This is a genomic window from Cellulomonas sp. P22 (assembly GCF_044392165.1).
Genome location: NZ_JBISBW010000008.1, coordinates 1 through 17378, shown reverse-complemented (window position 1 = coordinate 17378; position 17378 = coordinate 1). Strand labels below are relative to the sequence as shown.

The following is a 17378-nucleotide window of genomic DNA, read 5'->3' as shown; positions in this document are numbered from 1 at the left end:
ATGACCGAGACCACCACCCCCGCGTTCCCCACCGGCTCCGTCCTGGGCTACCCGCGCATCGGTCCGCGCCGCGAGCTCAAGAAGGCCCTCGAGTCCTTCTGGGCCGGACGCACCGAGGCCGCGGACGTCGAGACCGTCGCCGCCGACCTGCGCCGCCGCACCCGCACCCGCCTGGCCGAGCTGGGCCTGCGCACCGACGTGCCGGCCATCCCCAGCGCGTTCTCGTTCTACGACCAGGTGCTCGACGCGACCGCGCTGCTGGGCGCGGTGCCCGAGCGCTTCGCCGACCTGGCCGACGCCGACGGCCGGCTCGACCTCGCGGGCTACTCGACGCTCGCCCGCGGGCGCGGCGACGACCTGCCCCTCGAGATGACCAAGTGGTTCGACACCAACTACCACTACCTGGTCCCTGAGATCGGCCCCGAGACGACCTTCCGGTACGCGAGCGACCGCCCCGTGCGCGAGCTCGCCGAGGGCCTCGCGGACGGCGTGCTGACGCGGCCCGTCGTGGTCGGCCCCGTCACGTACCTGGCGCTCGCCAAGGCGACCGAGGGCTCACCCGCTGACTTCTCCCCGATCGACCGGCTGCCGGACGTGCTGCCCGTGTACGCGGCGCTGCTGCGCGACCTGCGCGCGGCCGGGGCCACGTGGGTCCAGCTCGACGAGCCCGCGCTCGTCTCGGACTCGGTCGACGTGCCCGCCGAGCGCCTGTACGCCGCGGTCATCGAGGCCTACCGTGCGCTGGCCACCGAGATCCCCGCCGACGAGCGCCCCGCGATCCTCGTGGCCGCCCCCTACGGCGACCTCGGTGCCGCGTGGCCCGTGCTCGCCGCGACCGACGTCGACGCGATCGGCATCGACCTGGTGCGCGGCTCGGTCCCCGAGGCTGTGCCGGGGCTCGGGACCACGACGCTGGTCGCCGGCGTGGTCGACGGCCACAACATCTGGCGCGCCGACCTCGACGCGAAGCTCACGGTGCTCGAGCAGCTCGAGGGCCTGGGTGCCGCGGCCGTGACGGTCGGCACCTCGACGTCGCTGTTCCACGTGCCGCACGACACGGCCGACGAGCCTGCGCTCGACCCGACCCTGACGAGCTGGCTCGCGTTCGCCGACCAGAAGGTCAGCGAGGTCGTCACGCTCGCCGAGGGTCTGACCGAGGGGCGCGAGGCCGTCCACGACCAGCTCCTCGCGGCCGCCGAGGCGCTCCGCTCGCGCGCCACGGCGCCGGGGGTGCGACGCCCCGAGGTGCGCGAGCGCACGGCCGCGCTCACGGCCGACGCGTTCACGCGTGGCTCGTTCGAGGAGCGCAAGGTCCAGCAGGCCGCCCGTCTCGAGCTGCCGCCGCTGCCGACCACCACGATCGGCTCGTTCCCGCAGACCACCGACATCCGCAAGGCCCGAGCGGCCCACGCCAAGGGCGAGCTGACCACCGCGCAGTACGAGGACGAGATGCGGGCCGAGATCCGCCGGGTCGTCGAGCTGCAGGAGGAGATCGGGCTGGACGTGCTGGTGCACGGCGAGCCCGAGCGCAACGACATGGTGCAGTACTTCGCCGAGAACCTCGACGGGTTCGCCGTGACGCAGAACGGCTGGGTGCAGTCCTACGGCTCGCGCTGCACGCGCCCGTCGATCCTGTGGGGCGACGTCTCGCGCCCGGCCCCCATCACGGTGAGCTGGACGTCGTACACGCAGTCGCTCACGAGCAAGCCGGTCAAGGGCATGCTCACGGGTCCGGTCACGATCCTGGCGTGGTCGTTCGTGCGCGACGACCAGCCGCTGGGAGAGACGGCGAACCAGGTGGCCCTCGCGCTGCGCGACGAGATCGCCGACCTCGAGGCCGCGGGCATCGCGATCGTGCAGGTCGACGAGCCGGCCCTGCGCGAGCTGCTGCCGCTGCGCGAGGCCGACCACGCCGCATACCTCGACTGGTCGGTGCGTTCGTTCCGGCTGGCCACGTCCGGGGTGCGCGACGACACCCAGATCCACACCCACCTGTGCTACTCGGAGTTCGGTGAGGTCATCGGTGCGATCGACGGGCTCGACGCCGACGTGACGTCGATCGAGGCGGCCCGCTCGAAGATGGAGATCCTCGGGGACATCGCCGCGGCGGGCTACCCGCGAGCGATCGGCCCGGGCGTCTACGACATCCACTCCCCGCGCGTGCCCTCGGAGGAGGAGGTCACCGAGCTGCTCACCGAGGCCGTCAAGGCCATCGCCCTCGACCAGCTGTGGGTCAACCCCGACTGCGGCCTCAAGACCCGCCGCTACGAGGAGGTCACGCCCTCGCTCGAGGCGATCCTCGCCGCGACCCGGACGGTCCGCGCGACGCTCTGACCCGATGCACCGCTGCACCGCACGCACGAGGACCCCCGGTCGGGTGACCGGGGGTCCTCGTGCGAGGGGTGGCCGGCCGCGGCCCGAGGGGACCGGACTCCGGACGCCCGTCGGTGTCAGGCCGAGCCGCTGGTGCCCGAGCCCTCGACGCGCTGACCCGAGCCCACCGACGCGCCTTCGTTCCGCTCGATGGTCGGGTGCGACTCACGCACCCCGCGCTGCACCTCGACGCGGTGCGGCTTGGCCGACTCGGCCACCGGGATGGTCAGCGCGAGCACGCCGTCCGCGTAGGTCGCCGAGATGTCCTGCAGGTCGAGCCCGCGGCTGACGGTGAGCTGGCGGGCGTAGGTGCCGCTCGGTCGCTCCCGCGCGAGCCACTGCACATCGGTGTCGGTGCGCGGGGTGCGCTGGGCACGGATCGTCAGCGTCCGGTCCTCGACGCTCACGTCGATCGTGCCCGGATCCGCTCCGGGAAGGTCGACGAGCAGCACGTAGTGGTCCCCGGAGCGGTACAGGTCCATCGGCATGGTCGCGGCCGCGCGTGCGCTGCCGAACATCTGGCCGACGAGCCGGTCCATCTCCTGGAACGGGTCGTATGCACTCACCACTGCCAACACCTCCTCGTCACGAGACCCTGGACCCCCCGGGGCCTCAGCCCGGGCCGGTCGCGTCCTGCGGGTGACCAGGCGGGCACCCTTCGACAGTGACCCCGTGCGCGTCACGGCGCCACGGCAGGGGTGGGGTCTCGCGCAGGGACAGCAGCCCGCGGGGAGGTCAGACGCGTGCGACGTGCTCCGACAGGGCTTCCACGATGCGGACGTCCGCGTCCAGCCACGGGACGGTCAGCCACCGGCCGAGAGGCAGCCAGCGCAGCTCGTCGTGCTCGATCAGGGGCTGGGGGGTCCCCGTGGTGACCCGGGCGAGCCACAGGCGCATCTCGTACCGCTCGGACAGCTGCCAGGCACCGTCGTCGGGCCCCACGAGCTCCCGACCGAGGGCGACACCCACCCCGAGCTCCTCGGACAGCTCGCGGTGCAGGCCCTCCTCGGGCGACTCCCCCGGTTCGACCTTGCCACCGGGGAACTCCCAGCGTCCGGCGAGGTTCGTGGGTACCGAGCGGCGCGCGGCGAGAAGGTGGCGCGGTGCGTCGAGGTCGTCGACGATCGCCGCGGCCACGACGAGGGCGGGTGGGGTCATGGTCGAAGTGTCTCAGCGGCCGCTGGACACCCGCGCCCCGAGCGCCGTCAACCGACCAGGAGCAGCCCACCCAGGCTCACGGACATCGCGACCATCGTCGCGACACCGCCGAGGGCTGCCGCCCGTCCACCCGAGCGCACCAGGCCGCCGACGTGCACCTGCGTCCCGAGCGCGACCATCGCGGCACCGAGGGCCACGGTCGTCGCGGCCTTGATGCCCGGGGCGGCCGCGTCGGGCACCACGCCGAGCGTGCGCACAGCGACCGCGACCAGGAACCCGACCACGAAGACCGGCACGATGGGCGGCCGCGTGGTGGTGCTCGCCGCGGACCTGCCCTGCCGACGACGACGCGCGATCCCGACGCCCGTCACGAGCGGGGCGAGCAGCACGACGCGGGCCAGCTTCGCGACCACAGCCACGGCGAGCGCGACGGTCGAGATGGCTCCTGCGGCAGCGACCACCTGGGCGACCTCGTGCACCGAGAGGCCCGCCCACAGCCCCGCGGTCCGGTCGTCGAGGCCCATGAGCCCGGACAGGACCGGCACCAGCAGGATCGCCAGGCTGCCGTAGAGGGTCACGAGCGCGACGGCGGTCGCCACGTCGTCGTCATCGGCGTCGGCCACCGGGCTCATGGCCGCGACCGCAGCGGCACCGCAGATCGAGAAGCCCGTCGCGACCAGCAGCGTGAGCGCCCGTCCAACCCGGAGCCGACGACCCACCCACAGCGTCACCGAGAACGTCGCAGCCACCGTGACCGCGAGGACCCCGAGCTCGGCCGGTCCGAGGGCGAGCACGTCCCGCGCGGACAGCTGCAGGCCGAGCAGCACGACCCCCGCCCGCAGCACGTACCGGGAGGTCCACGCGAGGCCCGGGACGAGCGACGTGGGCACCGCGCGGACCGCACGCGCGAGCACACCGACCGCGATGGTCACGAGCAGCACCGGGAAGGTGGGCAGCCAGGTGGTGAGCAGGACGCAGGTGCCCGCGACGAGCAGTGCGACGACGACACCGGGGACAGGGCTCGGACGCGCAGGAGACGGGCGCGCAGGAGAAGCGGTGCCGGTGGTGGGCGCCACCTCGAGCCGGTCGGCCGGCGGAGGGCTGTCGGGGGTGGGGACGTGCAGGGGGTTCACGGTGCCACCGTGCCCTGCTGTGCGGCCAGAGCGAAATTCGCCTCCGGTCCCGCACCCCGGTCCACCTCTCGTGGACCACGTGTGCGGCCGCTGCGAGCGGCCGCAGGGGTCGTCAGCGGAGCCCGGCGGCCTCGGCCCAGGCGACGGCCTCGGCGCGCGTCGAGACGCCGATCTTGCGGTAGACGCTGCGCACCTGGGACTTCACCGTGTTGCGGGTGACGAACAGGCGCGTGGCGATCTCCTCGAGCGTGACGTCCTCCGCCAGCTCGCCGAGCACCACGCGCTCGCGCCGTGTCAGCGGCTCGGTGAGCTGTGTGGTCTCGCGGGTGATCTGCAGCGTGCTCATGGTGTCCTCCAGGTGTACTGCGTCCCGGCCCCAGCCGGACCGTGTGGTGCGATCCCTCACCACATGAGATCGGCAGCTGGACGGCCTATGACGCAGAAATCACCCACCAATCACCCTCCGATCCACCCCCAGACCCGGCACTCCGCCTCAAAAGTCGCGAAACCGCAGGTCACACGAGTAACGGTCCGAGGTCGGACGATCGCATTCATCCGAAAGGGTTCACCCGTTCGGCCGATTACCAATCAGTAACTTCTACTCTCCGACGAGCGCCGTGTACTCAGCAGCGGTCAGGAGCGGTCCGGCCGAGGTGACCTCCACCTTGAGCAGCCAGCCCGCGCCGTAGGGCTCGGAGTTGACCACCGACGGGTCGGCGACAGCGGCGTCGTTGACCGCGATCACGGTGCCCGAGACGGGTGAGTACAGCTCGGAGACCGACTTGGTCGACTCGATCTCGCCCACCACGCTGCCCGCGGTGAGCACGTCGCCGACAGCCGGCAGCTCGAGGTACACGACGTCACCCAGCGCGTCGGCCGCCGTCGCCGTGATGCCCACCGTCGACGGGTCGCCCTCCAGGACCCACTCGTGCTCGGCGGTGTACATGAGGTTCTCGGGGATGCTCGTCATCGGTCTCTCCAGGTCGGTCGGTCGTTCCGGCTGCGTCGCGGTCGGTCGCAGCCAGCGGGTGGTGGGTGGTGAGGCTCGGTCTACCGTGCTCGACGGTAGAAGGGAAGGGCGACGACCCGCACCGGCTCACGCCGACCGCGCACGTCGACCGCGAGCTCGGTGCCCTCGGCGCTCAGCTCAGGGGTGACGTAGGCCATCGCGACCGGGTGCCCGAGCGTCGGCGACGGCGCGCCGGACGTCACGAACCCGACCGCGGGGCTGTCGGGCGCGGTGCTCGCAAGCACCTCGTAGCCGTGGCGCGCTGCCCGGCGCCCCTCCGCGACCAGCCCCACGAGCACGCGCGCGGGCGGCGACACCTTGCGGGCGGCGAGCGCCTCGCGGCCCACGAACGGCAGCGGCGTCCCGTCGGGCAGGGTCTTGTCGAGCTTGACCACGCGGCCGAGCCCCGCCTCGTACGGCGTGGTCGTCACGTCGAGCTCGTTGCCGTAGAGCGGCATCCCGGCCTCGAGGCGCAGGCTGTCACGCGCCGAGAGCCCCGCAGGCACGAGCCCGTGCGGGGCCCCCGCCTCGAGCAGCGCGCGCCACAGCGCGGGGGCGTCGTCCGCGGGCACGAACAGCTCGAAGCCGTCCTCGCCCGTGTAGCCCGTGCGCGCGACGAGCGCGGGCAGCCCGGCGACCGTCGCGTCGACCGACGCGTAGTACTTCAGGCCGACCACGCCGTCCACGTCGTCGGGCGCCGTGAGCGAGCTGACGATCTTCTCGGCCGCCGGGCCCTGGACCGCGACGAGGGCCGTCGTGAGCGACGCGTCGGTCAGCTGGGCGTCGAAGCCGTCGAACCGCTGGACCAGCGCGTCGCGCACCACGGCGAGGTTCGAGGCGTTCGCGACCACGAGGAACCGCTCGTCGGCGAGGCGGTAGACGACCAGGTCGTCGAGCACGCCGCCGTCCTCGGCCGTGAGCATCGTGTACCGGGCGCGGCCCACCGCGAGCGCGGTCAGGTCGCCGACCAGCGCGTGGTCGAGCGCGGTCGCGGCCTGGGGGCCGGTGACCTCGAGCTCACCCATGTGCGACAGGTCGAACAGCCCCGCGGCCGAGCGCACCGCCTGGTGCTCGGCCAGGTCGGACGTGTAGCGCAGCGGCATCTGCCAGCCCGCGAAGGACGTGAGGGCGGCGCCGAGCGCGACGTGCTCGTCGTGCAGCGGGGACAGGACGTCGTCGGCCATCAGAGGGCACCTTCCGTGGGGGTGAACGTGTCGTCGAACGCCTCGGGCGGCGGGCACGAGCAGACCAGGTTGCGGTCACCGTGCGCGTTGTCGATGCGGCGCACCGGCGGCCAGTACTTGTCGGATCGCAGGCTCGGCAGCGGGTAGGCGGCCCGCTCGCGACCGTAGGGCAGGTCCCACGTGTCGGCCGTGACCGAGGCCGCGGTGTGCGGGGCGCGGCGCAGCGGCGAGTCAGCGAGCGGCCAGGTGCCGGCCGCGACCTCGTCGATCTCGTGGCGGATCGCGACCATCGCGTCGACGAACCGGTCGAGCTCAGCCAGGTCCTCGCTCTCGGTCGGCTCGACCATGAGCGTGCCCGCGACCGGGAACGACAGCGTCGGTGCGTGGAAGCCGTAGTCCTGCAGCCGCTTGGCCACGTCCTCGGCCGTGACGCCCGTCTGCTTGGTGAGCTCGCGCAGGTCGAGGATGCACTCGTGCGCGACGAGCCCCGCGGGGCCCGTGTAGAGCACCGGGAAGTGCTCCGTGAGGCGTGCGGCCAGGTAGTTCGCGCTGAGCACCGCGGTCTCGGTCGCCCGGCGCAGCCCCTCGCCGCCCATGAGCGCGACGTACGCCCACGAGATCGGCAGGATGCCCGCCGACCCGAACTGCGCCGCGGCGACCGGGGCCGTCACGTGCTCGGCGCCCGACGGGCCGCTGCCCACGCTCAGCCGCGGGTCGGTCGGGTCGCCCGGCAGGAACGGCAGCAGGTGCTCGCCCACGCCGATCGGGCCGACGCCGGGACCGCCGCCGCCGTGCGGGATGCAGAAGGTCTTGTGCAGGTTGAGGTGCGAGACGTCGCCGCCGAACTCCCCCGGGCGTGCGAGCCCGACCAGCGCGTTGAGGTTCGCGCCGTCGATGTACACCTGGCCGCCGGCCCCGTGCACCAGGTCGCACACGGTGCGCACCTGCTCCTCGTAGACGCCGTGCGTCGAGGGGTAGGTGATCATGATCGCCGCGACCTGCGGGCCGTGCGTCGCGAGCTTCGCGCGCAGGTCCTCGAGGTTCACCGAACCGTCCTCGGCCGTGGCCACGACCACCACGCGCATGCCCGCGAGCGCCGCCGACGCCGCGTTCGTGCCGTGCGCCGAGGCCGGGATCAGGCAGACGTCGCGCACCGGGTCGCCCGCGGTGCGGCGGCTCGCGTGGAAGTCGCGGATGGCCAGCAGCCCCGCGAGCTCGCCCTGCGACCCGGCGTTCGGCTGCACCGAGACGCCCGCGTAGCCGGTGACCTCGGCGAGCCACGTCGACAACGTGTCGATGAGCTCGGTGTACCCGGCGGCCTGCTCACGCGGCACGAACGGGTGCAGCCCGGCGAACTCGGGCCACGAGATGGGCTCCATCTCGACCGTCGCGTTGAGCTTCATGGTGCACGAGCCCAGCGGGATCATCGTGCGGTCCAGCGCCAGGTCCTTGTCGGACAGGCGGCGCAGGTAGCGCAGCATCGCCGTCTCGGAGCGGTGCGCGTGGAACACCGGGTGGGTCAGGTAGTCGCTCGTGCGGCGCAGCGCGGCGGGAAGAGCCTCCGGGTGGGCGTCGAGCGTCATGAAGCCGCCGGGGCTTGCGGGCTCGGGATCGACGGTCGTCGCCCCCGCGTCCACGAACGCGCCGACCACGGTGTGCACGTGGTCGAGCGTGGTCCGCTCGTCGCACGCGACCTGCACGTGGTCGGCGTCGGTCGCCCACAGGTTCACGCCACGCTCGGCCGCGGCGGCGACCACTGCCGCGGCGCGGCCCGGGACGCGGGTGCGGACGGTGTCGAAGAACGCGTCGTGCACCACCTCGACACCCACGGCCCGCAGGTTCCCCGCGACCGTCAGCGCCCGCGTGTGCACCCGTTCGGCGATCTCCCGCAGCCCGTCGGGCCCGTGGTAGACCGCGTACATCGACGCGACGATCGCCAGCAGCGCCTGCGCGGTGCAGATGTTGCTCGTGGCCTTCTCGCGGCGGATGTGCTGCTCACGGGTCTGCAGCGCGAGCCGGTACGCCGGGGCGCCGTCCGCGTCGACCGAGACCCCGACCAGCCGGCCGGGCAGCATCCGCTCGAGACCCGCGCGCACCGCCATGTACGCGGCGTGCGGGCCGCCGTAGAACAGCGGCACCCCGAACCGCTGCGACGAGCCGACGGCGATGTCCGCGCCGAGCTCGCCGGGCGGGGTCAGGAGCGTGAGCGAGAGCAGGTCGGCGGCGACCGTCACGAGCGCCCCCGCCTCCTTCGCCGCGGCGATCAGCGGCGTCAGGTCACGCACCACGCCCGACGCGCCCGGCGCCTGCAGCACCACGCCGACCAGCTCGGCGCCGCCCAGGTCGGGCAGCCCGTCGCTCAGGTCCGCGACCACGACCGGCAGGCCCATCGCGTCCGCACGGCCCCGCGTCACGGCGACCGTCTGCGGGAAGCACTCGGCGTCGAGCACCACCACGCCGTCGTCCTTGCCGCGCACCGCCCGGCGCATCAGCGCCACGGCCTCGGCGACCGCCGTCGCCTCGTCGAGCAGCGACGCGTTGGCCGTGGGCAGCGCGGTCAGGTCCGAGACGACCGTCTGGAAGTTGAGCAGCGCCTCGAGCCGGCCCTGCGAGATCTCCGGCTGGTACGGCGTGTACGCGGTGTACCAGGCCGGCGACTCGAGCACGTTGCGCCGGATCACCGCCGGCGTGACCGTGTCCGAGTACCCCTGGCCGATCATCTGCGTCAGCACGGTGTTCTTCGCCGCGATCGCCCGCAGGTCCGCGAGGACCTCCTCCTCGCCGCGGGCCACCGGCAGGTCGAGCGGCCGGTCCGTGCGGATCGCGGCCGGGACCGCGGCATCGACCAGCGCGTCGAGCGAGTCGTAGCCGAGCGTCCGGAGCATCGAGGCGACCGCCGAGGACCGCGGGCCCACGTGCCGGTCCGCGAAGTCGCGGGCGGCATCGGTGCGGTGCGCGAGGTCGTCGCGGGTCAGGGACGTCTGCGCGGTCTGCTGCGCGGTCGCAGCGTCGTGGAGATCGGTCACGGTGGCTCCTCCGGGGGCGCCCGGCGATGCCGGGACGGACGGGTGGCCTCCCCGCTCTGTCATCAGACGCGAACCACCCGGAGATGGGGTCGCCGACCTGAGAGTTTTGCCGGTCCGCCAGCGGGCCGTGCCGGTCCCTGGGGACGAGCAGGACCCCGGGGCGCGCCGACTTGCACCGTCGGTGAGCCGCCCTCACGGGCGACTGCTTTCCAGAGTTGCCTCGCCGCGGCGGTACGGGGGCCTGAGAGTTTCCCGGGGAGGGCTTGCTCCTTCGGCGCCTCGACGCACGTGCGGGGAGGACTCTCCCGCCGCAGTTCGAGCAGCGTGTTCAGTTGTGGTCCTCACGTCAGCCTACGGGCATGCGGCCCACCGCACGCACGTCGCGACCACGGGGTGGACGACGCGTCTGCGCTGGTCGTCAGGCGCTCAGCACGACCGTCGCGGTCGCGGTGGCGCCCTGCTCACGGGCCCGGGACACGACGGTGCCGACGTCGGCCAGCGAACCCTCGACCAGCACGGGCTGACCGATGGCCGCGTCACCCGACCAGCGCACAGCGACGGTCGGCGGCGGGGCGAACGGCACCCCCGGTGGCATCTGCACCACGCCCATGGCCCGCACCCGCGGGTCCGACGCCGGACGCACCACCACCGACTGCACGGCGGCGAGCCGTTCGACGGTGCGCACCAGGTGCTGCTGGCGGCGCAACGACGCGTGGAAGGTCACCGCGATGCTGCCCGACCCGCCGTCGACCGCCCCCGTCGCGAGCGAGTCGAAGCTCACCCCGCGTGTCGAGAACACCCCGGTCAGGGCCATGAGGGTGCCCGGGCGGTCGGCGCCGCGCACCAGGGCCACCCAGCGTTCCGTGGCGGCGCTCATGCGACCGGCTCCGCGTCGAGCACCACGGCTGGCCTCGCCGGTTCGGGCCTCGCGTGCCCGTGACCGACGGCCGCGAGCAACGCGTCGATCCGGTCGCGGCTCGCGAGCAGCAACCGTTCCTCGTCGGGAGCGAGGTCGTCGAGCATCACGCGCGTCCACCCTTCGGGGCCGAGGACCACGGGCACGCCCAGCACCCCGCGCAACGGCTCACCGCCGAGCTGCACCTCACCGTCGAGCGCGACCTGCCCCGCGACGACCGTGTCGCGGCCGTCGAGCAGCGTGGCGAGCAGCCCCACCGTCGCGTTCGCGGTGCCGTTCGCCGTCTTCGCGCCGCTCGTGTGCGTCATCCAGGGCCGCGTGACCACCCGCAGGTCCGGTGGCCAGGAGTCGATCAGGTCGAAGGCCGCGCCGGTGTCGTCGGCCGCGACCTGCGTGAGCAGGCGCTGCGCGTCCACGATCTCGGCGCCGAACGTGTCGAGGGTCCGATCCCGGCGCAGCCCGGCCAGCGCCGCACGGCGCTCGTCCACGTCGAGGCCGCTGATCCGCACCGTCGACCACAGCGGCACCAGGTCCTCCCCGTGCTGCCCTGCCACGAAGCCGCCGATGCGGTGACGGCGCAGCCCCAGCGACACCGCGAGCTCGCGGCGGAACCGCAACGTGTCGAGCCACGCGCCCATGCCGATCACCCGGTGCCGGCCCAGCACCCGCGCCATGACGGCCACGCCCAGCTCGACCGGGTTGGACACGACGATCACGACCTCGTGCCCCGACCCGTGCTCCGCGAGCGCCCGCGCGTACGACTCGAACACCGGCAGGTTCGTCGCCGCGAGCTCCGCCCGGGTCGTCGAGGCGCCCGCGACCGCCGGGGTCGTGCGGCCCGCCGCGACGACGACCACGTCGGCCACCACCTCGTCCGGGCTCAGCGCGACGTCGAGCAGCGGCGCGTGCTCGTCATAGGCGTCGATCAGGTCGGCGCGCAGCCCGTGCGTCGCCCGGGCCGACGCACCATCGGCGCGACCCACCAGCTGAAGCCGCGACGACGTCGGCAGCACCCGCCGCTCGACGAGCTGCGTGCACACCTGTCGTCCGACATCACCCGCTGCTCCCAGCACCGCTACGTCCATGCTCGGAGACTACGGGCGACGTGTGAACTGGACGTTGCCAGCTGGACGCCTCCGCGGGGGGGCAGGGCCGTTCGGGTGGTTCGTGCCGGAACGCGATCAAGGTCGGCTCGCGTGCCACCGATGCCCTCCCATGAGCAGTGAGGGCGCGACGATCCCTGGTGCCGCCGGACGACTCCCGCTCGCCTCGGTAGCCGTGCTCGCCGTCACGGGGGCAGCGCTGTCCGCGGCGCGATGGCACGCCCTCCTGTGGGAGGACTACCGCTTCAACATCAAGATGTTCACCACGATGCAGGCGCGCGCTGCCGAGCTGGGCCTCCCGGGGCTCGACGCGTCGTACACCCCCACGCCACCCGACCTGTGGACGTCGACCGTCTACGGGATGTCCGACGGTCTGATGGTGGCAGCGGTCGTACTGCTCGGCGTCGCCCTCGTCACCGCGGGACTTCGCGTCTGGGGGATCGTCGTCCCGCTGCTGCTCAACGTCCCGCCGCTCGTCGTCGGCTGGACGCTCACCGACGTCGTGGTGATTCCTGGCAGCGTCGACGTCGCCGCCGGCCCGCTGCCCTGGTACGGCAACGCGCTGCTGATCGGGATCGCGATGACCCTGCCCGCAGCCCTCGCCGTACGCGGTCGGTCCAGCACCTCGACGGCACGCATCCCGACCCGCACGGCACTGCGCCGGGCGGGCACCGTCGCCGTGATCGTGCTCGGCGGCACCCTGCTCTGGGCATGGAGCCTGCAACCGTGGTGGGACTGGAGCGGAGAACTCGCGCAGCGCGGCGGCACAGCGGTGGTCATCGTCTCGACGGGCTTGCTCGCCGCGGCGCTGCCCGTGATGCGCCTTCGCCGCTGGGCCATCGTGGCAGCCGTCCTCGTGGTCCTCGAGACCATCGTCGCGAGCGGTGTGCTGGCACCCGGGGACGGCTACTGGTTCGACGTGTCGGAGCCGCTCCTCCAGGTCGCGACGCTCGCGATCGGGCCGCTCGCCGTCCTGGCCGCCCCCGCCGCAGGGCGCGCGTGGCGGTCCGCGTTCCGCCGGGGGCCTGGCACGCGACGCGACGCGGCGGCCGGTCCGACACCCGCGTGACGGCGTCGGACGTCGGTGTCGGGCACGCGATGGCGCCTGGGTCGGTCGACCATTCGGGTGAAACACCCATGACGCCCTCAAGGTCGGGATACCTGGTGCCGAGACTGGACCCATGTCGTCTGAGGTAGGACGCGTTCGAGGTGTGGGGTCGCCATGGGCCCTCGGGTTCGCCGCCACCCTCGCCCTGGCCATGACGGTGCTGTCTTCGGTCCAGTCGCAGGCGCGGCAGGGCGAGGTCCCGATCACCCTCCCGATCGCCCTCGGGCTGCTCGACGGGCTCGTCGCCGCCGCAGTCGCTCTGCTCGGACTGGCACTGGTCACCGTCGGCTACCGCACCTGGGGTCTGGCCGTCCCTCTGGCCCTCATCGCGCTTCCGCTCACGGCCGGCCGGACCTTCGTCTCGATGGAGGTGTGGCCCGGTGCGAACGACGGGGCCGCCACCCCCGGATGGGGCTCCGGGCTGGTGATCGGGCTGGTCCTGATGCTCCCCGCCGTGCTCGCCGCGGTCGCCCCGCTCGTCGCATCCGGTGGGCCCGAACAGAGCCCCGCACCCCGTCGGCGGATCTCGACCGGTACGGCGCTGCGCCGGTCCGGGGTGGCCGCCGCGATCATCGCCGCGGGTGGTCTCCTCTGGGACGCGGTGTCGTCGACGAGCTCGACGTCCACGAGGTACTCGCTCGCCGTCCAGGTCGCCATCGCCGTCGTCATCGTCTCGACCGGACTGCTCGCGGCAGCACTGCCGGCCCGGCACCTGCGTCCCTGGGCCGTCGTCGCCCTCACCCTCCTCGTCGCCCACTCGCTCGTCATGCTCGTCGCGCTGAGGCTCACGGGGTTGTGGTCACCGTGGTCCAACCTGTCGGGCCTGCTGCACCACCTGCTGGTGCTCGCCGCCGGGCCCGTCGCCGTGCTGGCGACACCCGCGGTGCGTGCCCGGACCTCCACGTTCCGGCACGCGCACTTCGGCGGAGCCGGCACGAGCGGATCCACGGCTGCGTGAGGCCCGCAGCCCCGCTAGATCCGCCACCCGAAATCGGCGCTTCGTCGCGACAACTCCCCGCGATAGCGTCCGGCCCATGACCGCACCGCTCGACGCGTCCGGGTCCGTCGTCGCCGTGAGCCGCAGCGCCCGGCACGCGTTCAGCAAGGTCAACCAGCCCGAGGTCCGGATCGCCGTGGGCGTCGGGGTCGAGGGCGACGCGCACTCGGGCGCCGCGGTCCAGCACCTCTCGCATCGGAGGCCCGCGCCGCCGCCGAACCTCCGCCAGGTCCACCTCATCCACGCCGAGCTGTTCGACGAGGTCGCCCGCGCGGGGTTCACCGTGAACCCGGGCGAGCTCGGGGAGAACGTCACGACCCGCGGCGTGGACCTGCTGGCCCTGCCGCGCGGCACCCGCCTCCACCTGGGCGGGCGCGCCGTCGTCGAGCTCACCGGCCTGCGGAATCCATGCAAGCAGATCGACGGCTTCCAGGACGGGCTCATGCGGCTGCTGGTCGGGCGGGCGGCGGACGGCACGATCGTCCGCAAGGCCGGCGTGATGAGCATCGTGCTGGTCAGCGGCCTGGTCCGCGCCGACGACCCGATCGGCATCGAGCTGCCCGTCGGCGCCCACGAGGCCCTCGTCCCCGTCTGACCCGGCGGTACGGCCGACCGGGCGACGACGGCCGGCGCGTCGCCCGTCGCCGCCACGCGCCCCGCGTCGGGCGTGGCAAGCTTCGCCGGCATGGAGACCGTCGTCGAGCGCGAGTTCCGGCGGGCACTCATGGACGCCCTGCGTGAGCACACCTCGCGAGGCGACGGCACGATGACGCGCGCCGAGCTCACCGCGTTCCCGCACGGCGACACGACGTGGCGGCTGATCGACCAGTCGAGGGGCATCTGGAACCCGCGCAGCCTGGCCGCGACCCTGTCGATCGTCTCGTCCCCCACCGGCCCCTACGCCGACCAGGAGCTCGCGCCCGGCGTCTGGCGCTACGACTACCGCGCCGGGTCCGTCGAGGGCGACAACACCAAGCTGCGCCGCGCGCACCAGCTCGACCTGCCCGTGATCCTGCTGCGGAAGATCCGGACGGGCGTCTACCTGCCGGTCTTCCCCGTGTCCGTCATCGCCGAGGACACGACCCGACGGAACTTCACGATCGCGCTCAGCGATCTGGACCTGCTGCGTGACCCCGCGCACCCGACGAGCGCCGAGCGGCGCTACGCCGAACGCGTCGTCCAGCAGCGGCTGCACCAGCCGATGTTCCGCGGGATCGTGCTGCGCGCCTACCGCAGCCGGTGCGCGGTGTGCGCGCTCAAGCACCCCGAGCTGCTCGACGCCGCGCACATCGACGGCGACCGGGCGGCGCTGGGCGAGGCGGTCGTGACCAACGGCATGTCGCTGTGCAAGATCCACCACACCGCGTACGACAAGAACTTCATGGGCATCTCCCCCGACTACACCGTGGGGATCAACACCGCCCTGCTCGCCGAGGTCGACGGCCCGATGCTCAAGCACGGCCTGCAGGAGATGCACGGCCTCACGATCGGCCTGCCCGAGCGCCCGAAGGACCGGCCCGATCGCGACCGCCTCGCCCGACGCTTCGCGGAGTTCACGGCAGCCTCGTAGCGGACACAAACGTCCCGCCGTCCAGAGAGTTGGCAGAACCGATCACTGGGATGCCCGCCTCTCGCTAGTTTCGCGGGCATGGTCTTCCCGTCGCGCGCGCCCGATGCCGCCCGGACCGTGCCGGTGACCGGGTCCGTGCGTCGCCCGACGGCGGTCGCTCGCGTCGCGATCCTTGCGGCCCTGGCCCTCACGCCGGTGACCGGGTGCACCTCGACGCCGGATCCTTCGCCGAGCCCGACCGTCACCGAGGCCGTCGCGACACCCACCCCGCCGCCGACGCCCACCTCGACCCACAGCCCGAAGCCCGAACGACCCGCCGCGATGAACGACCCCGGCGTCGACGGCGCCATCGCCGCAGCAACCTACTTCGTGTCGCTGTTCCCGTACGTCTACAGCACCGGCGAGCTCGCCGAGTGGAACGCGCTGAGTCATCCCGAATGCGAGTACTGCTCGAGCGTTCGCGACGACGTCACCGAGATGCACGTGGCCGGTGAGAGTCAGCGCGGCCCGGAAGTCGCGGTCACCTCGACGCAAGGCGTGCAGATCGATCCATGGTGGTACTCGGTCAAGCTCGATCTGAAGCAAGGTCCCTGGGTGATCGTCGATTCGGCGGGAGCCACAATTCGCGAGGACGTCGCGACGACGACCCTCCACATGGAACTCGCAGTCATTCCTCATTGGGACACGTGGCTCGTTCGCGCAGTTCAGGTCGAACTGACCGACGACTAGACGAACGATCATCGGTTCGAGTGAAGGCGAAGGTGGGGCCGGTGGACTCACCACCCGCGGCAACCCATGTCCACAGACAGGGTGAACCGGTGACCGGGATGCCCGCCTTTCGCTAGGTTCGCGGGCATGGTCTCCACGTCGCGTGTGCCCGATGCTGCCCGGACCGCGCCGACGACCCCGCGCCTCGCCGTCGCCGCGGCCCTGGCCCTCACGCTGGTGACCGGGTGCACCTCGTCGACAGATCCGTCGCCGAGCCCGACCGTCACCGAGGCCGTCGCGACCCCCACCCCGACGCCGACGCCCACCTCGACCGCGAGCCCGAAGCCCGAACGCCCCGCCGCGATGAACGACGTCACCGTCGAGGGCGCGATCGCCGCCGCGACCTACTTCATCTCGCTGTACCCGTACGTCTACAACACCGGCGACCTCACCGAGTGGAACACCCTCAGCCACCCCGAGTGCATCTTCTGCGCCAGCGTCAAAGACAGCGTCGTCGAGATGCAGGCAAGGGGGGAGAGCCAAACCGGAGCGGCGACTTCCGTCTCGGCGTCGCAGGGCGTCGAGATTGATCCCACTTCGTACTCGGTGGAACTCGATGTCACACAGGGCCCCTGGAGCGTGGTCGATTCATCGGGAGTGACCGTGCGTGAGGACGTTCAGGCGCATCCGTACCGCATGCTGCTGGTGGTCGTGCACGACGAGGCTGTGTGGCGCATGCGCGCGGTTCAGTATGAAGCGACCGATGACTAGGAGGAGCTTCGTCAGCGTTGGCGTCGCACTTCTTGCAATGACGGGCGTGTGTTCGCCTGCCGCCGCCGACGGACTCAGCACGCCGATTGCCAGCGACGATGCAGTCTCAGTTGGTGCGACTCTCGGTGTGAAGCAGGAGTCGGCCTGGGCGGCGGCCAAGGCTGCGAGTGATCCGGCGGCGTTGTTGGTCGAGTACCGGCGGATGGAGCAGTGCGAGACATCGAACGGGAGCGTCTACCCGGCCGAGAACGGGCCCTGTGCGGCGACCGACGGGTACGTCCCGCTGCCCGACTGCGGCGGGTTCACCCCGCTGCTGCACCTG

The 17378-nt window shown here is 72.7% G+C and carries 17 protein-coding genes and 1 riboswitch; of the genes, 8 read left to right on the top strand and 9 right to left on the bottom strand.

Annotated features, from left to right (window positions below; all coding sequences use genetic code 11):
• Complete coding sequence (metE, locus tag ACGIF2_RS11000) at window positions 1-2334, top strand: 5-methyltetrahydropteroyltriglutamate--homocysteine S-methyltransferase (protein WP_396046505.1); 2334 nt, start codon at window positions 1-3, stop codon at window positions 2332-2334.
• A gap of 116 nt (window positions 2335-2450) precedes the next feature.
• Here metE and ACGIF2_RS10995 read toward each other — a convergent pair whose 3' ends face one another.
• From ACGIF2_RS10995 to ACGIF2_RS10955, 9 genes are all read right to left on the bottom strand, one after another.
• Entirely contained in the window at window positions 2451-2942 is a 492-nt protein-coding gene (locus ACGIF2_RS10995) for an Hsp20/alpha crystallin family protein (RefSeq protein ID WP_396046503.1), read from the bottom strand.
• Window positions 2943-3108: 166 nt separating this feature from the next.
• Window positions 3109-3531, bottom strand: a complete 423-nt coding sequence (locus tag ACGIF2_RS10990) for a (deoxy)nucleoside triphosphate pyrophosphohydrolase (RefSeq protein WP_396046501.1) — start codon at window positions 3529-3531, stop codon at window positions 3109-3111.
• A 47-nt stretch (window positions 3532-3578) separates the two neighbouring features.
• On the bottom strand, window positions 3579-4664 hold the full coding sequence (locus ACGIF2_RS10985) for a YeiH family protein (protein WP_396046499.1): 1086 nt from the start codon (window positions 4662-4664) through the stop codon (window positions 3579-3581).
• A 112-nt stretch (window positions 4665-4776) separates the two neighbouring features.
• On the bottom strand, window positions 4777-5010 hold the full coding sequence (locus ACGIF2_RS10980) for a LuxR C-terminal-related transcriptional regulator (RefSeq protein ID WP_396046497.1): 234 nt from the start codon (window positions 5008-5010) through the stop codon (window positions 4777-4779).
• 252 nt (window positions 5011-5262) lie between these two features.
• A complete protein-coding gene (gene gcvH, locus ACGIF2_RS10975) occupies window positions 5263-5634 on the bottom strand; it encodes a glycine cleavage system protein GcvH (protein WP_396046495.1) in 372 nt (123 codons plus the stop codon).
• Between the two features lie 80 nt (window positions 5635-5714).
• Window positions 5715-6857 carry a glycine cleavage system aminomethyltransferase GcvT gene (gene gcvT / locus ACGIF2_RS10970; protein WP_396046493.1) on the bottom strand — a complete coding sequence of 381 codons (1143 nt, stop codon included), beginning with the start codon at window positions 6855-6857 and terminating at the stop codon, window positions 5715-5717.
• Window positions 6857-9946 (bottom strand): aminomethyl-transferring glycine dehydrogenase, encoded by a 3090-nt coding sequence (gene gcvP, locus ACGIF2_RS10965; protein WP_396046491.1) that lies wholly within the window; start codon window positions 9944-9946, stop codon window positions 6857-6859. Before gcvP ends, gcvT begins: the two co-directional genes overlap by 1 nt.
• A gap of 156 nt (window positions 9947-10102) precedes the next feature.
• A riboswitch (glycine riboswitch) is annotated at window positions 10103-10201 on the bottom strand.
• A 100-nt stretch (window positions 10202-10301) separates the two neighbouring features.
• Window positions 10302-10760 carry a hypothetical protein gene (locus ACGIF2_RS10960; RefSeq protein WP_396046489.1) on the bottom strand — a complete coding sequence of 153 codons (459 nt, stop codon included), beginning with the start codon at window positions 10758-10760 and terminating at the stop codon, window positions 10302-10304.
• The gene (locus ACGIF2_RS10955) at window positions 10757-11884 is read right to left on the bottom strand and encodes a lactate dehydrogenase (RefSeq protein WP_396046487.1); all 1128 of its coding nucleotides are present in this window, start codon (window positions 11882-11884) and stop codon (window positions 10757-10759) included. Before ACGIF2_RS10955 ends, ACGIF2_RS10960 begins: the two co-directional genes overlap by 4 nt.
• A 130-nt stretch (window positions 11885-12014) precedes the next feature.
• Between ACGIF2_RS10955 and ACGIF2_RS10950 the strand changes: the two genes are divergently transcribed.
• The 7 genes from ACGIF2_RS10950 to ACGIF2_RS10920 all read left to right on the top strand — a co-directional run.
• On the top strand, window positions 12015-12971 hold the full coding sequence (locus ACGIF2_RS10950; protein WP_396046485.1) for a hypothetical protein: 957 nt from the start codon (window positions 12015-12017) through the stop codon (window positions 12969-12971).
• Between the two features lie 190 nt (window positions 12972-13161).
• Window positions 13162-13968 (top strand): hypothetical protein, encoded by an 807-nt coding sequence (locus tag ACGIF2_RS10945; RefSeq protein WP_396046483.1) that lies wholly within the window; start codon window positions 13162-13164, stop codon window positions 13966-13968.
• Between the two features lie 76 nt (window positions 13969-14044).
• A complete protein-coding gene (locus ACGIF2_RS10940) occupies window positions 14045-14602 on the top strand; it encodes an MOSC domain-containing protein (protein WP_396046481.1) in 558 nt (185 codons plus the stop codon).
• A 90-nt stretch (window positions 14603-14692) separates the two neighbouring features.
• On the top strand, window positions 14693-15577 hold the full coding sequence (locus tag ACGIF2_RS10935; protein ID WP_396046479.1) for an HNH endonuclease: 885 nt from the start codon (window positions 14693-14695) through the stop codon (window positions 15575-15577).
• A gap of 78 nt (window positions 15578-15655) precedes the next feature.
• Entirely contained in the window at window positions 15656-16306 is a 651-nt protein-coding gene (locus ACGIF2_RS10930) for a DUF6318 family protein (protein ID WP_396046478.1), read from the top strand.
• A gap of 126 nt (window positions 16307-16432) precedes the next feature.
• Window positions 16433-17056 (top strand): DUF6318 family protein, encoded by a 624-nt coding sequence (locus ACGIF2_RS10925; protein ID WP_396046476.1) that lies wholly within the window; start codon window positions 16433-16435, stop codon window positions 17054-17056.
• On the top strand, window positions 17049-17378 hold a 330-nt coding region (locus tag ACGIF2_RS10920), incomplete at its 3' end, for a hypothetical protein (protein ID WP_396046474.1). The genes ACGIF2_RS10925 and ACGIF2_RS10920, both read left to right, overlap by 8 nt.

Excerpts from the sequence above, each read along its gene's own strand:
- ACGIF2_RS10955 (WP_396046487.1), bottom strand. The coding sequence starts at position 11,884 with ATGGACGTAGCGGTGCTGGGAGCAGCGGGTGATGTCGGACGACAGGTG.
- ACGIF2_RS10925 (WP_396046476.1), top strand. The coding sequence starts at position 16,433 with ATGGTCTCCACGTCGCGTGTGCCCGATGCTGCCCGGACCGCGCCGACG.
- ACGIF2_RS10950 (WP_396046485.1), top strand. The coding sequence starts at position 12,015 with ATGAGCAGTGAGGGCGCGACGATCCCTGGTGCCGCCGGACGACTCCCG.
- ACGIF2_RS10945 (WP_396046483.1), top strand. The coding sequence starts at position 13,162 with ATGACGGTGCTGTCTTCGGTCCAGTCGCAGGCGCGGCAGGGCGAGGTC.
- gcvP (WP_396046491.1), bottom strand. The coding sequence starts at position 9,946 with ATGACAGAGCGGGGAGGCCACCCGTCCGTCCCGGCATCGCCGGGCGCC.
- metE (WP_396046505.1), top strand. The coding sequence starts at position 1 with ATGACCGAGACCACCACCCCCGCGTTCCCCACCGGCTCCGTCCTGGGC.
- ACGIF2_RS10990 (WP_396046501.1), bottom strand. The coding sequence starts at position 3,531 with ATGACCCCACCCGCCCTCGTCGTGGCCGCGGCGATCGTCGACGACCTC.
- gcvT (WP_396046493.1), bottom strand. The coding sequence starts at position 6,857 with ATGGCCGACGACGTCCTGTCCCCGCTGCACGACGAGCACGTCGCGCTC.
- ACGIF2_RS10930 (WP_396046478.1), top strand. The coding sequence starts at position 15,656 with ATGGTCTTCCCGTCGCGCGCGCCCGATGCCGCCCGGACCGTGCCGGTG.
- ACGIF2_RS10980 (WP_396046497.1), bottom strand. The coding sequence starts at position 5,010 with ATGAGCACGCTGCAGATCACCCGCGAGACCACACAGCTCACCGAGCCG.
- gcvH (WP_396046495.1), bottom strand. The coding sequence starts at position 5,634 with ATGACGAGCATCCCCGAGAACCTCATGTACACCGCCGAGCACGAGTGG.
- ACGIF2_RS10935 (WP_396046479.1), top strand. The coding sequence starts at position 14,693 with ATGGAGACCGTCGTCGAGCGCGAGTTCCGGCGGGCACTCATGGACGCC.
- ACGIF2_RS10940 (WP_396046481.1), top strand. The coding sequence starts at position 14,045 with ATGACCGCACCGCTCGACGCGTCCGGGTCCGTCGTCGCCGTGAGCCGC.
- ACGIF2_RS10960 (WP_396046489.1), bottom strand. The coding sequence starts at position 10,760 with ATGAGCGCCGCCACGGAACGCTGGGTGGCCCTGGTGCGCGGCGCCGAC.